Genomic DNA, 14,081 nt, shown 5'->3' with positions numbered 1-14,081 from the left:
CGATGGAACAGAAAAGCCTCTGGCGCAATCGTGCCTTTATCCTGTACTTTTTTACATTTCTGGCGTCTGGATTAAGCGTGTCGTTTTTTCTGTTTGCGGTGAACTGGTACGTCGTCGACTCACTCGGACTGGAAGCGATGCTCGGTCTCGTCTTTTTTGCAAGCTCCGTGCCGCGCCTGGTGTTTATGCTGATCGGCGGGGCGCTTGCAGACCGTTTCAACCGTGCGGTGATTATGCTCGTATCAGATTTAACAAAGGCCATTCTGCTGATCGGGATCATTGTCCTGCTCGTCTTTCAGCTCGTGAACATTTGGGTGCTCGTCGTGCTCGCTCTTTTGTTCGGATTACTGGATGCATTTTTCTGGCCCGCAAGTCAGACGGTGCTTCCTGGGATTGTTGGTAAAAAGCAGTTAACGCGAGCAAACTCCGTTGTTCAGCTGACGAACAACGCGACGTTAATAGCCGGCCCAATGCTCGCTGGCTTTCTGATCGGGTTCGGCAGCTATGAGCTGATGTTTTTGGTCGTTTCCATTATGCTGTTTGCAGCAGCTGCGATCGATTGGAGATTGAAGCGGGACATTGAAGTACCTGAAGAATCGGATCGAGAAGAATCTGTGCTGCATGCTATAAAAAGTGGATTCAGCTACATGCGAAGCCGGCCTTTTCTGCTGACGCTCATGATGACGTCCGTCTTCTTAAATCTGCTCTTAGTCGGACCGTTTGTGATGGGACTGCCGATTTACGCGAACCTGATTTTAGGTGGGGACGAGCTGACCTACAGCTACTTAAACGCAACGAGCGGAGCCGGTATGCTTGCTGGGGCGCTGCTCGTCGGGGTGCTGAACATTCAGCGAAAGCGCGGGTTGGTATCACTGTCTGGTATCCTGCTGTTGGCACTTGCTTTCTTAGGCTTCGGACTGGCACCTGACTTACTGTGGAGTCTCGTCTTTATTGCTTTCGTCGGCATGCTGATTTCGGTAATCGATATACCGCTCATTTCAGCAATTCAGGCGAATACGCCCGATGACTACCTTGGCCGTGTCATGAGCATGCTTACGTTTGCAGCACTGGGGCTGGTGCCGGTCAGTTATTTACTGACATCGCTGCTGCTTTCTGCAGGTCTGGCAATTGATACGATTATGATCGGCGGGGCCATTCTGATGGGCGTACAGGCTCTGGTCGTCATCACGTTCGCCAAATCGATTCGCAGCATCGATTAATTCGGACTCCAGCCCTGTAAAAGCTGTCTCCATTTACATTGGGAGGCAGCTTTTTTGGATTGACAACCTCCTGCAGGTAAAAAAAGCTTCCACATACCAAATTGTTAACCGTTTTTTACAAAAACGTTCATTCTCCCATGATAAACTGGATAAAGTACAACTATGCGTTAGGAGGCAGAAGGCATGAATGCAGAAGAACTTATGACCGGTTTAACGATGTGTGCTGCACCAGAAGCACCAAAGAAAATCGAGCAGTTGCGTCCGGAAGTCGTAATCGATTTGCGAGCGGAAGCCCCCGTAACGGAGGAATCCGTTTCGTTCTCACTTGCAAACGGTGGTCCGACTGATCCACAGGAGCTGAAGCGGGCTATTGAATATACCGCTGAAGTACTGCAAAATGGAAACCGCGCGGTGCTTCACTGACAGGGTGGAAAGAGCCGCACCGGGAGTGTAGCAGCGGGAGTACTAATGGAAACGGGAGCAGCAAATTCGGTGGATGAAGCGCAGCGGACTATCCTTCGCTATAGGCCTGAGGCGGTTATCCAGGAGGAAGCACTGGCTGTTCTCCGCAAACTGTATGAACCAACGTAGAAGGGACGTTACATAGTGAAAACGTGGCTTGAGATATTTCTCGTATCGCTGCGGCTCGGACTGACCTCCTTCGGGGGACCGGTCGCACACTTAGGTTATTTTAAAGAAGAATATGTGAACCGCAGAAAGTGGCTCACGGATAAACAATATGCCGATCTCGTCGCATTGTGCCAGTTCCTGCCTGGACCGGCCTCCAGCCAGGTGGGGATAGGCATCGGGATGGCACGAGGCGGAACGCTGGGGGGATTCATCTCCTTCATTGGGTTCACAACGCCATCCGTACTGCTGTTAATGGCGGTTGCCGTCGGCTTTCAGCAGCAGGGCCTGATCGACCTTGGCATCATTGATGGCTTAAAAATTGTTGCCGTTGCTGTCGTGGCGCACGCCTTGTTAGGGATGGGCAGAAATCTGGCTCCGGACAGCCAGCGCGCCTCGATTGCGGTGCTCGGGTTTGTGGCGGTTCTGCTCGTTCCTGCTGTCTGGATTCAGGTAACGGTGATCATTGCAGCCGGTCTGATCGGCTGGTGGCTGTACCGCGATCAGGATTTACCAAAGGCTGAAACGCTGCCGTTAAAGCTCTCAGGCAAGTTTTCAGCGGTTTGCCTGTCGCTGTTCGCCGCACTGCTGGCTCTGCTGCCGCTTTTGCGATCAGCAACGGATAGCCTGCACATTCAGCTTGCCGACAGCTTTTACCGGGCCGGATCGCTCGTATTTGGCGGTGGACACGTTGTCCTTCCGCTGCTCGAGCGTGAAGTCGTACCGACCGGCTTGATTTCAGAAAGTGATTTTCTCGCTGGATACGGCGCAGCTCAGGCCGTTCCCGGTCCATTGTTCACCTTTGCGAGCTACCTTGGCATGGTGATTGACGGAGCGCCGGGGGCTCTGACGGCAACGATCGCGATCTTCACTCCAGCTTTTCTGCTTCTGCTTGGCGTGCTGCCGCTTTGGCTGAAGGTGCAGCAGGCGCCAGGGATGCGTGCAGCTGCAGCCGGCATCAATGCCGCTGTCGTCGGCATTCTTGCTGCAGCACTATACAGCCCGGTCTTCACATCAGCGGTCGAAAACGGAAGTGATCTCGCATTTGCAGCCGTGTTGTTCATGCTGCTCGTCTACTGGAAGCGGCCGGCCTGGCTGATTGTCATCATCGGAATAGTCGGCGGGTTGCTGTTTTACGGAGTATAAGCTACATCTGAACAACTATGACATAGGCTATACGGGCTTAAGAGGAAGAACCTCAGCCAGCACCTGATTGGAGGAGTCTGTAATGAGTGATCAGTTAAGCGCACACATTCGCGAGCTCGAGGAAACCCATATCCGGCCTGACGTCAGGCGTGATATAAAACAGCTTGGCGAGCTGCTTGCCGATTCCTTTATCGAAATAGGCAGCTCTGGCCGAAAGTACGGAAAACGAGAGGTATTGGAAAGCGGGGTGCACGTAACCGAGATGACGATGCATGACTATCAGGTGCGAACGCTTGCGGAGAATACCGTACTCGCCGTTTATTACCTCGTGGATCATACCCAGCAAAAACAGACGTACCGAAGTTCGATTTGGAGTAAAATCGATGGACGCTGGCAGCTCGCCTTTCATCAGGGTACGCCGTCAGCCAGCCATAAAGCTGATTGAAGGAGGAGGGCGACATGGATTCTCACAGAGAAGAACCGTTAACTGGCGGTAATGTGTCGGCCGTCGTCCGGATCGGGCACACGGTGCGCAGAAGCCTTCGCAGCGGAAGCCGTGATGTGCACCGGCTCCTGCTGCACCTGGAACGGAAGCAGGTGCCGTTTACACCTCGCTTTTTAGGAATCGACGATCAGAACAGGGAAATGCTGACCTACATAGAAGGTGTTGCGGCGGACTATCCGGGAGCTTCGTGGATGTGGCGGGATGAGGCGCTTATCCGGATCGCCGGCATGCTCCGCCAGTATCATGATGCTGTGAGCGACTTTCCGCTTGAAGGCAATTGGGAAACGATGCCGCTGTCACCAGATGAGCCGGATATCATTTGTCACCGTGATTTTGCCTTCTACAACCTGATTTTTCAGGATCAGCAGCCGGCAGGCGTGATTGATTTTGATATGGCGGGTCCTGGTACAGCGATGTGGGATGCTTCGTATACGGCCTATACGTGCGTGCCGCTCGGCAGCAGAAGCAGGACACATAATAATGATGAACGAATCCGGAGGCTCGACCTCTTTTTTGAAGGCTACGGTGCTCCTAAACCGGCTGATGTTACCGATATCCTTGTGCGGCGTCTGGAAAGTCTGTGTGCGACCATCGAAGCAAAGGCAGCTGCCGGTGAAACTGCGTTCCAGCGCATGAAGAAAGAAGGCCATATCGATTATTATCAACAGGAAATACGTATCGTGCGAGCCCAATTGCAGCGCGCGTAGGCAATACGGAAGCACACAGCATTCTGGAACGTATGCAGCTATCCCTGTAAAATCGCTCCTGAAATCATGAATATTCGCTTCCTTAACGAGAGCCATGAGCGGGAAACGTTTAAGCCGACCGGACTGAAACAGCTGTAACGAAAACACGATCTTTTATGCAGCCAATGTTCGCCGCAGTAGGATCAATCGCAGGCGAAGCATATCAACCTGAAAAAGTCTTTCAACTTACATGTTTATTCGTTTGAAAGTATTTCCCTTCTGCTTACCTAGCCTGCCGTGGGCTGGCCTTCAGCTATTTCTCGGGGTGACTCCTGTATGAAGGGAAGAAAGGCACGGGATGATGGCGTAGTAGGATGGCGCGGCTTCCAAGGGCATGCCGGACACATCGGGCAAACGGCTCTGATTCATGGAGAACTACGTCAGGACAGAGGCGACTGCTTTTTTTCCATTTATCATGAATTCGATGAAGGATTGGCATCCCCACTTAACATCGAAACGTTTCATGGAGAAGTTCTATCTTGTATGGAACCTGATCGTGCGTTCATAACCAGCACATGAAACGCACTGCCAGCTGCCGGCATCGAAGGAGCTCGACTCCGGGAGGATCAGAACGAGGCGAAGATCCAGCGCTTCCGACAGCAGGAGGGAAAGCCGAGCCCGTTCCCTCCGGAAAGCGAGTGTCCGCAGATATAGGCAGATGCCATCTTATTCACCTAAAATGACTTTATCAACACGCTGAAAAAGACAGCAGTCCCGAAACGGGATGCTGTCTTTTTTCTCATGCTTATACAAACACCGTCTGTACGTCATGCAGGCGTGCGTAGTGACCGCCGCGCTTGAGCAGCTCACTGTGGCTGCCTTCTTCTTCAATCCCGTTTTCTGTAACAACAACGATGCGGTCGGCGTGGCGGATCGTTGCCAGCCGGTGCGCAATGATCAGCGTCGTCCGTCCTTCTGCAAGTTCGGTGAGTGAGCGTTGAATCGATGCCTCTGTTTCTGTATCCAGAGCAGACGTCGCCTCATCCAAAATGAGAATCGGCGGATTTTTCAAAAACATGCGTGCAATGGAGAGGCGCTGCTTTTGACCGCCTGAGAGCTTCACGCCCCGTTCACCGACGACCGTATCAAGACCGTCTGGAAGTTCGGTGATAAAGCTTTCCAGCTCGGCACGACGCGCCGCCTCTAAAATCGCTGCATCGTCAGCTTCCAAGTTTCCGTAGCGGATGTTTTCCCGGAGCGTGCCGGAGAACATAAAGACATCCTGCTGGACGATGCCGATCTGCCGGCGCAGAGAAGCGAGCTTCATGTCACGGATATCGATGCCGTCAACGGTGATGCTGCCATCCTGAATTTCATAGAAGCGCGGCAGCAGGCTGCACAGTGTCGTTTTACCGGCGCCGGAGGGCCCGACAAAGGCTACGGTTTCCCCGGCCCGAATGGAGAGATCGATGCCGTCCAGCACCGGTCGGGCTTCGGTATAGCCGAAGCGGACTCCTTCATAGGCAATATCGCCGTGAACGACCTCCACCGTTTTCGCGTCGGGCTTATCTGCTATATCCGGGGTCGTATCAAGGATGGCGAGAAAGCGCTTGAATCCGGAATAGCCCTTCGGATAACTCTCGATAATCGCATTGATTTTTTCGATCGGGCGGAAAAAGACGTTCGTCAGCAGGATGAAAGCCATGAAGTCGCCGATCGATAATGTGCCCTGAACGATAAAATAAGCGCCGCAGAGCAGAACAAACAGCGTCATCACCCGCATCATCATGTAGCTGAGCGAGTTGTTGATCCCCATAATACGGTACGACCAGATTTTTGCTTCTTTAAACTTCAGGTTGTCCTTTTGGAACAGACGCCGTTCATGCTTTTCGTTGGCAAACGCCTGCACGAGGCGGATTCCGCCGATCGTATCCTCCACGCGCGCGTTAAAATCAGCCATGCGCACAAACATAGACTTCATCGCCTGTGCCATCTTCCGGTTGCAGTATACGACGATAAAGACGAGCAGCGGCACGACGAAGAATGTGAGCAGCGCGAGCTCTACATTAATATAGAGCATGACCGCAAAGGAGCCGATCAGCGTCATGAACGCAATGAATAAATCCTCCGGGCCGTGGTGCGCAACTTCGCCAATTTCAAACAGATCGTTCGTCAGATTGGAGAGCAGGTGTCCGGTCTTATTGTTGTCGTGATAGGTAAACGACAGCCTCTGTACGTGCTCAAACAGCTCGGCACGCATGTCGGTTTCAATATTAATCCCGAGCCGGTGCCCCCAATAGGTGACGACGTAATGGGCGCCTGAGTTGAATATGTAAATGACGAACAGCGCAGCGCTTGCCCAGATAATAAGCGTCAGGTTGCCGGTCGGCAGGAGTGAGTCCACGACATAGTTCACGATCAATGGGAACGCAAGCTCCAGCAGTGCCACAAATACGGCGCAGATAAACGTAACCGTAAACAGTTTTCGGTACGGTCTATAGTAACGGATAAACCGTTTTAACATAAAAAATCCCTCCAATCATCGGTATTTATCATACCAGAAAATTGAAGGGAATCCTATACTAATTGAAAACGATTATCAATTAAAATATGATTATGTTTTTGCTTGCTTGCGCAGTACGGCAATGCTGCACGTGTGCGGGATACTGTGTACCGCTCCCGGATACTCGCTCACGAGCATTTCCGCAAGCTCCTCCATCACCTTTCTGCGAACCTCTTCCTCCTGGGAGACGATCCAGGAGATGGAGCTGATTCGTCCACACCACTCGGTGTTCGTAAACGAGACGGTGTAGTCAAGAGAATAAAGCTCTTTTAGTGAAAGATGATGCGACTGCCACTCCTCAAACCATTCAACCGGGAAGCCAAGAATCCGCTGTTTTGATGCTGCTTTGGCACCAGCAGGGGAGACAGAGCCTTCTGGAAGACGCTCTATTAAAAACGTAATCGTCTTGTCGACAATGTCTGTTCCTGTCTGAAAGCCAGCGTCCATGACGAGCAGGTGACCATTCGGTTGGAGCACACGGCTGATTTCCTGCAGTGCTTTTTCGCGATCAAACCAGTGCCAGGCCCGCATAACTGTAATCATATCTGCATAGTCATCTGCAGCAGGCAGCTCTTCTGCAGATCCGGAAGCATAAAAGAGGCTCGTTCCGGCTTGACGCTGCATCTTTTCCGCATCGTTCAGCAGTTCCGGAGACGGCTCAACGCCTGTCACGACCGCACCTTCCCGGGACAGCGCCCGGCTTAATACACCCGTTCCGGCTCCGATATCCACCGTTACGGCATCGTGAAAGGAAACGCCTCGCTGTTTTAAACTGGAAAAAAGGTCACTTGGCAGATCGTTGCGGTATTTCCCGTAGGCGGATGCTTCTTTTCCAAAGTGCATATACATTACGATACCCTCCTAATTCTCCAAAAGCTTTCCGGCGATAAGACCCAGCAGAAAGTTCGTGACGAGATAAACTCCGGCCCCTCCAAGAAGGAAGGTAACAATCGCTGCTGTGATTCCAAACGACACGGCCTGTGAAGACATCATGAATACCCTCCATCGCTGTCTAGCATTGCTACCAGTATAACCCAATCTGCTTCATTTTCATACGAACTAAAAACTTACATAAAGTAAGTTGACAACAAATAATAAGCGTGATAAGATTATCTCATATTCAAGATAATTTAATTCGAGATAAAAGACTGGAGGGATGGCGATGGAGCCTGCTGCCTGTTTGAAAGCAGTTGCTGTGCTTATCAAAGCACATGATTCGGTACACGCGTGTATTAAGCGCGATGCAGCGAAGGCAGGACTGAATCCAACAGAGTTTTCGGTGATGGAACTACTGCTGCATAAAGGCGCACTGCCAACGCAGGAGATTGGCAGGCGAGTGCTCATTTCAAGCGGAAGTATCACGTACGTTGTCGATAAGCTGGAAGCAAAACAGCTCGTCAGGCGCTCCCCATGCCCGACAGACAGGCGGATCACGTACACCGAGCTGACAGAAAACGGACGTGCATTAATCGATAAAGCGTTCTCCCGGCATCGAGAAAACGTGGAAAGCTTATTTGCTGAAGTGGAGTCCGAGCAGCTGGAGTCGATGATCAGTACATTAAAGCAAATCGGTCGAAAAGCAGAAGAGTAGTATTTTTTTAACCAATTATCTCGAATTCGAGATAAAACCCTTGAGGAGGAATATAATTATGGAAAAGCGTAAAATCGGCATTATTTTAGGATCAACGAGAGAGGGACGTGTCAGCCCGCAAGTAGGGGAATGGGTAAAGGCAATTGGAGACGAAAGAGGCGATGCAGAATACACGATTCTCGATCTCGCTGATTACAAGCTTCCGCTGCTTGGCGAACCGGGCGGAGATGCATCCGGAGCGGCAAACTGGGCAGCAGACGTGGCGGCTCAGGACGGATTCGTATTTATCGTGCAGGAGTACAATCACTCTATCAGCGGCGCATTAAAGAACGCCATGGATTATTTGAAATCAGAGTGGAACAACAAAGCAGCTGGCATCGTTTCGTATGGTGCGGCAGGAGGTGCAAGAGCTGCGGAGCATTTGCGCGGGATTCTCGGAGAGCTGATGGTTGCAGACGTCCGGGCTCATCCGACGCTGTCATTGTTCACCGATTTTGAAAACGGCTCTGTATTTAAGCCGGCAGACGTGCAGCGGAAAACGGTCGGCCAAATGCTAGATCAGGTAAACGACTGGTCGGAAGCAATGCGCTCTGTCCGAAACAAAAAGGAAGAGGTGAAGCAGACATGAGAACACAGGGAATCCATCATATTACGGCTATTGTGGGGCACCCGCAGGAGAACGCAGACTTTTATGCCGGCGTTCTCGGGCTCAGGCTCGTTAAAAAAACGGTTAACTTTGATGATCCAGGTACCTACCACCTGTATTTCGGCAATAAGACAGGAGAACCGGGTACGATCATCACCTTTTTCCCTTGGGCGAATGCCTTCCCTGGTAAAATCGGGAGCGGACAGGTCGGGGTCACCACTTACGTCGTACCGGAAGGCGCTCTTGCTTTTTGGGAAAACAGGCTGACGAATCTGAACATACACGTACAAAAAGAAGAACGGTTTGGCGAGACGTTTCTTGCATTTGAAGATCCGCATGGTCTTCAGCTGGAAATCGTGGCAAGAGACCGAGGCAGTAAAAGCGACTGGGAGACGGAAGATATTTCGTCCAATGAAGCGATCAAAGGTTTTGGTGGTGCGATTCTGCTTTCCTCCCGGCCTGAGCAAACAGGAAAGCTGCTGACAGAAGGCATGGGTCTGCAGCTCATCGGACAGGACGGCGACTATATTCGCTACGAAGCGCCAGCTGAGCTCGGAAATATCATTGATATTAAACAAACGCCGGTCGGAAGCGGCGAAATGGGCGTCGGCATGGTCCATCATATCGCCTGGCGCGCTGCGGACGACGCCGAGCAGATCGAATGGCAGGAGCACATCCGCAACCTCGGCTACGGTGTAACCGACGTGCGCGACCGTCAGTACTTTAACGCAATTTACTTCCGGGAGCGAGGACACCTCTTGTTTGAGATTGCAACCGATCCACCAGGATTTATGCGAGATGAGCCAATCGAAGCGCTCGGGGAAGAGCTGAAGCTGCCGGAGCAGTTCGAAGCGCAGCGTGAAAAAATTGAGCAGCATGTGCTGCCATTTACAATACCTATTCAGAAGGGAGAAAAAGCATGAAGCATACCTATCAGCAAGGTCATGAGGACAAGCCGGTTTTATTAATGCTGCACGGAACAGGAGGGACAGAGCACGATTTACTCTCGGTTGCCTCCATGATTGATAAAGAAGCCTCCGTGTTAAGCGTCCGCGGCAACGTATCAGAAAATGGGATGACCCGCTACTTTAAAAGGCACGCGCCGGGCATTCTTGACCAGGAGGACCTCGCATACCGCACCGATGAACTTTTTGAATTCATTAAGCAGGCAGCGGACGATTATGGATTCGATCCGTCCCGCGTGGTCGCCGTCGGGTACTCAAACGGAGCGAATATTGCCGCTAATCTGCTTCTGAAAATCAAAGGCAGCCTCGCTGGTGCGATCCTGTACCATCCGATGATTCCAAACAAGGATGCTGTGGTGCCTGATCTCTCCAACGTGCCCGTTTTTATCGGCGCCGGGATCAACGATCAGATGGTGCCGATGGATGAAACGGAAAAGCTACGGGATATATTGCAGGAAAACGGTGCCGAGGTCTCCATGAAGGTGGAAACGAACGGCCATCAGCTGACCGGCACGGAAATTGACGCTTCGAGAGAGTGGTACGAGCAATCATTTTAACGAAAAACGACGCCCGGGGGAACATGCCCCAGGGCGTCGTTTTTTTTATTCAGATCGTGTAACAGGAAACATGTCATACAGACTGCTTGGATGAATCACAAAGTTTTCCACGTCTTCCTGCAGGCCGGCGAGGTGTTCGATGTGATAAAGCGGCACGAGCGGCAGGTCATCCATAATGAGCTCCTGTGCGTCGAAATAAAGCTGCTCGCGCTCCGTTTCATCGCTTTCCTGACGGGCAGCTTCCAACAGGTCATCGACTTCGCTGTTCTCATAAAACGTACGGTTTCCGGAAACGCCGCGGCTCTCCGAATGGAATACCGGATACAATCCATAATCGGCATCACCGGTCACGGTGCCCCAGGAGCTGATAAACATCGGTGCGTCTCCATCATTCAGGTGATCGCGGTGAACGCCTGATTCCATCGAGATGATGTCTACAGTGATTCCAATCGGAGCGAGCTGTGCCTGAATTATTTCCGCAGCGTCCTGCCAGGCACGGGAGTCATCGACCCACAGCTCTGTCTCAAAGCCTTCGTCAAATCCGGCTTCTGCCAGCAGATCCTGAGCTGTTTCCATGTCCTGTTCAATTTGTTCCAGCTGATCGGATGCTCCAAATACTATAGGGGCAAGCGGTCCTTTAGCGGGCTGGGCAGTTCCGTTCATCACCGAATTGACAATGTCCTCTTTATTCACCGCAAGCGCGATTGCTTCACGTACAAGCGGATCGTCGAACGGCTCTTCCTCGGTCTGAAATCCTAAGTAGGCAAGTGATGCACTCTCATAGCGGGCGACCTTTGTATCTTCATTGTCTTCGACTCGCTGCACATCGTTTGGATTTAAGTGTCCGATGATCTGTGCAGAGTCCGTTTCCAGCTGACCAACGCGGGTTAAATCCTCCGGTACAATTTCAAACGTCAGCGTTTCTGCCCCGGGTTTCCCGTTCCAATAGTTCTCATTTTGGACCAGTTCATACGAAGAACCAGGCTCCTGCTCTGCCAGAACATAAAAACCGGTCCCGATTGGATTTTCGTTCACAACGCTTCCAGGATCCGCGCCTTCTTCTATGGCAGCGTAGTCTTCTTCAATGACAAGCGGACTGATCTGCTGGCCGGCAGGATGAGCGAAGTGGGTACGGAGCGGCGCAAATGGATACTCAGTATGAATAAGCAGGGAATAGTCATCAACGAGCTCTACTTCTTCGATCATGTCAAACATGAATGCAACGGGGGAGGCTAGGTCCGGATCAAGCATGCGCTCAATGTTCAGCTTTACCGATTCTGCGTTCAGTTCGGAACCGTCATGAAATTCAATTCCCTCCTGAAGCACCACTTCCCACGTCGTATCATCTACCTGTTCAAACGATTCTGCGAGACTCATCTCCAGCTCCAGGTTTTCATCTGTCGATACCAACGTATCGTAAATCGTCCGTTTCACGTTCAGCGACGGATGATCATTTCCGAAATGCGGATCAAGCGAGCTTACGTCCGAGGCCATATTAATCACAAGCGCGTCCGGATCGGCTTGCTCCTCATTCGAAGCATCAGCTCCGCTCGCTTCGGTATTCTCAGAAGTCTCGTCCATATTGTTAACAGGCTCTCCTTCACCCGCGCATGCCCCAAGCAGCACCAGCGTGCTGAGTCCAATCATATTTTTCATCATCATCTCTCCTCTCATCTGTTTCTTAGATTACCGCTTAATTCTAATAAAGTAAATAGATTTTGTCGGGATTAAAAAAGTCAGAAATATTTGAAGACCTTTTTATTATGCAGGACATAATTTTATGAATGTTATTTATTGAATGGCAAATGAGCAATAGCTTCGGCTGGTCTTTTCATGCGCTAAATAAACGGGGAGTCAGCGCTTCACTTTCTTATAATAATCTCGGAAAGAACACAGGAGTACTTAGTCTAGAGGGATCAAGCCGAGCAGGTGAGAGCGATTTACATCAAGATTGAGCTACCTCTTTGTCGGAAAATTTATTTCCGGAAAGCGGGCTTTAATGGTGGAGGAGCCGGTAGACAATTAAAGCATCAATTTGTAAACAAATAAAAGACCGGTACATGAGCTGCTCGTACCGGCCTGAGTATTCAAACATAAGTGAACCTGATGAATATATGAATGTTCAATAAAAAACTCTCTTTATTTTCTCAGAAAGGTGGGGACGTATCCGGGAGCGGCTATTTAAACATAAAACAGGATGTGCCTGTGAAATTTGGTAAGGTGAGCTCGCAGCAAAGGTTAGTGTCTCCCACATTATCAAATTCTTAAGCGGGTTGTTTTAAAAACGATTAGCTTCCTGCTGCTTTCTCAGGTATTGAACCAGCCTGAAACAATTGATCAATTGCCAGCGTGAATGCTCCGATTACCATGCCTTTCTTCCCCAGCTTCGACACAGTAATATCAGATCCTTGCAGATCAGCTTGAATGGTCCGCTTTTCAACAGTCTCTCTTAAAGGAGAGAGGATGACATTGCCGACCTGAAATAAATCACCTTCAACAATCACCTTTGTAAATGACATCATGTTTGTAATGTTGGCAATAGCAATGCCGAGATACCGGCCGGCATCGGCAAGAATTTCAGCTGTCAATGCATCTCCATCAGCTGCGGCTTCATAAATATCTGCCATCGTCAGCTCGTCGCTTCCTGATTTGTCCTGAAGTGAAGATGATTTTCCAAGCCTAAGCTGACGAGTAACCTGGTTGATAATGGCTGTTTCAGAAGCAAAAGCTTCCAGACATCCGTAGTTGCCGCAGCGGCACTTGGGACCGTTAATTTCTACTACAGTGTGGCCGATTTCGCCCGCACTGTGAACGGGACCATGGTAAATCGTGTTGTCCAATACGATACCTGATCCTATTCCAAGTCCAACGCTGACGCATAAATAATGCGAAGCGTCTTTTCCTTGACCGAACCAGCTTTCCGCTAATGTCAGTGTCCGTACATCGTTTTCAACAAGCACTGGCAAATGTAATTTGGCCTCCAAGTGAGACTTGATGGGTATATTACGAAGCTGTAAATGTGGAGAAAAGAGGGCTGTACCGGTATCTGTGTTAATCAATCCGTGCATCGCTACTCCAATCCCGATTATTTTGTCAGAATCGATTGCAGCAGATTGAATAACATTTTCTACCGAAGTCGTAAGCAGGCTGAGGAACTCATTCATTGTTGGAACTGTTCGAACTGCTTCCTTCTGTTCTGAAATAATCTCCCCATCCAAGTCAGCGACTACGGTATGAACCACCTCTGCTGCAGCATACACACCTACAGCGTAATACGCCTCTGCATTTACTGTCAGCATCAGCGGTTTTCTGCCGCCTTGTACTTTTCCGATGCCTTGTTCCTCCAGTAATATACCTTCTTCTTTTAATTCCTGAACAATGGTTCCAACCGTTGGAGGAGTGAGCTTCGTCCGTTTGGCAATGTCTGCTCGGGAAATAGGCCCCTCCAGGCGTACAATGTTCAGTACGGTGGAACGGTTCATGGATTTCATGCCTTCGAAGCTCCCGGTTTTTGGAATAAATATCATGGCGAATGCCTCACTTTACCTCGTAATAGTCACAGTCAATCGGTGCTG

General features: G+C 50.6%; 15 protein-coding genes. 10 read left to right on the top strand and 5 right to left on the bottom strand.

The window, feature by feature from the left end; translation table 11 throughout:
- Positions 1 to 2: 2 nt before the first annotated feature.
- The 6 genes from ACSZLD_RS05180 (at position 3) to ACSZLD_RS05155 (ending at position 4,205) form a co-directional block, all read left to right on the top strand.
- The gene (locus ACSZLD_RS05180) at positions 3 to 1,220 is read left to right on the top strand and encodes an MFS transporter (protein WP_444684448.1); all 1,218 of its coding nucleotides are present in this window, start codon (positions 3 to 5) and stop codon (positions 1,218 to 1,220) included.
- Between the two features lie 183 nt (positions 1,221 to 1,403).
- Positions 1,404 to 1,643 carry a hypothetical protein gene (locus tag ACSZLD_RS05175; protein ID WP_444684447.1) on the top strand — a complete coding sequence of 80 codons (240 nt, stop codon included), beginning with the start codon at positions 1,404 to 1,406 and terminating at the stop codon, positions 1,641 to 1,643.
- A gap of 45 nt (positions 1,644 to 1,688) precedes the next feature.
- A complete protein-coding gene (locus tag ACSZLD_RS05170) occupies positions 1,689 to 1,811 on the top strand; it encodes a hypothetical protein (RefSeq protein WP_377907872.1) in 123 nt (40 codons plus the stop codon).
- Positions 1,812 to 1,826: 15 nt separating this feature from the next.
- Positions 1,827 to 2,993: a chromate efflux transporter gene (gene chrA / locus ACSZLD_RS05165; protein ID WP_444684446.1), complete on the top strand. Its 1,167-nt coding sequence runs from the start codon at positions 1,827 to 1,829 to the stop codon at positions 2,991 to 2,993.
- Between the two features lie 82 nt (positions 2,994 to 3,075).
- The gene (locus ACSZLD_RS05160) at positions 3,076 to 3,438 is read left to right on the top strand and encodes a nuclear transport factor 2 family protein (protein WP_377907874.1); all 363 of its coding nucleotides are present in this window, start codon (positions 3,076 to 3,078) and stop codon (positions 3,436 to 3,438) included.
- A gap of 14 nt (positions 3,439 to 3,452) precedes the next feature.
- On the top strand, positions 3,453 to 4,205 hold the full coding sequence (locus tag ACSZLD_RS05155; RefSeq protein WP_377907875.1) for a phosphotransferase: 753 nt from the start codon (positions 3,453 to 3,455) through the stop codon (positions 4,203 to 4,205).
- 784 nt (positions 4,206 to 4,989) lie between these two features.
- On the opposite strand, the gene ACSZLD_RS05150 is transcribed toward ACSZLD_RS05155, so the two are convergent.
- The 3 genes from ACSZLD_RS05150 to ACSZLD_RS05140 all read right to left on the bottom strand — a co-directional run bounded on the left by ACSZLD_RS05150 (position 4,990) and on the right by ACSZLD_RS05140 (position 7,740).
- Positions 4,990 to 6,708, bottom strand: a complete 1,719-nt coding sequence (locus ACSZLD_RS05150) for an ABC transporter ATP-binding protein (RefSeq protein ID WP_444684445.1) — start codon at positions 6,706 to 6,708, stop codon at positions 4,990 to 4,992.
- 90 nt (positions 6,709 to 6,798) lie between these two features.
- Positions 6,799 to 7,596, bottom strand: coding sequence for a class I SAM-dependent methyltransferase (locus ACSZLD_RS05145; protein WP_444684444.1), 798 nt, complete (start codon positions 7,594 to 7,596; stop codon positions 6,799 to 6,801).
- A 12-nt stretch (positions 7,597 to 7,608) separates the two neighbouring features.
- Positions 7,609 to 7,740: a hypothetical protein gene (locus tag ACSZLD_RS05140; protein ID WP_377907878.1), complete on the bottom strand. Its 132-nt coding sequence runs from the start codon at positions 7,738 to 7,740 to the stop codon at positions 7,609 to 7,611.
- Positions 7,741 to 7,909: 169 nt separating this feature from the next.
- Here ACSZLD_RS05140 and ACSZLD_RS05135 point away from each other — a divergent pair, with 169 nt between their 5' ends.
- The 4 genes from ACSZLD_RS05135 to ACSZLD_RS05120 are packed head-to-tail and all read left to right on the top strand — an operon-like array spanning position 7,910 to position 10,506.
- On the top strand, positions 7,910 to 8,338 hold the full coding sequence (locus tag ACSZLD_RS05135) for a MarR family winged helix-turn-helix transcriptional regulator (protein WP_444684443.1): 429 nt from the start codon (positions 7,910 to 7,912) through the stop codon (positions 8,336 to 8,338).
- A 58-nt stretch (positions 8,339 to 8,396) separates the two neighbouring features.
- Positions 8,397 to 8,966, top strand: coding sequence for an NADPH-dependent FMN reductase (locus ACSZLD_RS05130; protein ID WP_377907880.1), 570 nt, complete (start codon positions 8,397 to 8,399; stop codon positions 8,964 to 8,966).
- Positions 8,963 to 9,907, top strand: a complete 945-nt coding sequence (locus tag ACSZLD_RS05125) for a ring-cleaving dioxygenase (protein WP_444684442.1) — start codon at positions 8,963 to 8,965, stop codon at positions 9,905 to 9,907. Before ACSZLD_RS05130 ends, ACSZLD_RS05125 begins: the two co-directional genes overlap by 4 nt.
- On the top strand, positions 9,904 to 10,506 hold the full coding sequence (locus ACSZLD_RS05120; RefSeq protein WP_444684441.1) for an alpha/beta hydrolase: 603 nt from the start codon (positions 9,904 to 9,906) through the stop codon (positions 10,504 to 10,506). Before ACSZLD_RS05125 ends, ACSZLD_RS05120 begins: the two co-directional genes overlap by 4 nt.
- Positions 10,507 to 10,551: 45 nt before the next feature.
- Here ACSZLD_RS05120 and ACSZLD_RS05115 read toward each other — a convergent pair whose 3' ends face one another.
- The gene (locus ACSZLD_RS05115; protein WP_444684440.1) at positions 10,552 to 12,162 is read right to left on the bottom strand and encodes a glutathione ABC transporter substrate-binding protein; all 1,611 of its coding nucleotides are present in this window, start codon (positions 12,160 to 12,162) and stop codon (positions 10,552 to 10,554) included.
- A gap of 632 nt (positions 12,163 to 12,794) precedes the next feature.
- Entirely contained in the window at positions 12,795 to 13,997 is a 1,203-nt protein-coding gene (locus tag ACSZLD_RS05110; RefSeq protein WP_444684439.1) for an ROK family transcriptional regulator, read from the bottom strand.
- Positions 13,998 to 14,081 lie beyond the last annotated feature (84 nt).

The sequence above is a fragment of the Alkalicoccus luteus genome (assembly GCF_052061695.1).
GTDB classification, from domain to species: Bacteria; Bacillota; Bacilli; order Bacillales; family Salisediminibacteriaceae; genus Alkalicoccus; species Alkalicoccus luteus.
This window is presented reverse-complemented; position numbering and strand designations above follow the sequence as displayed.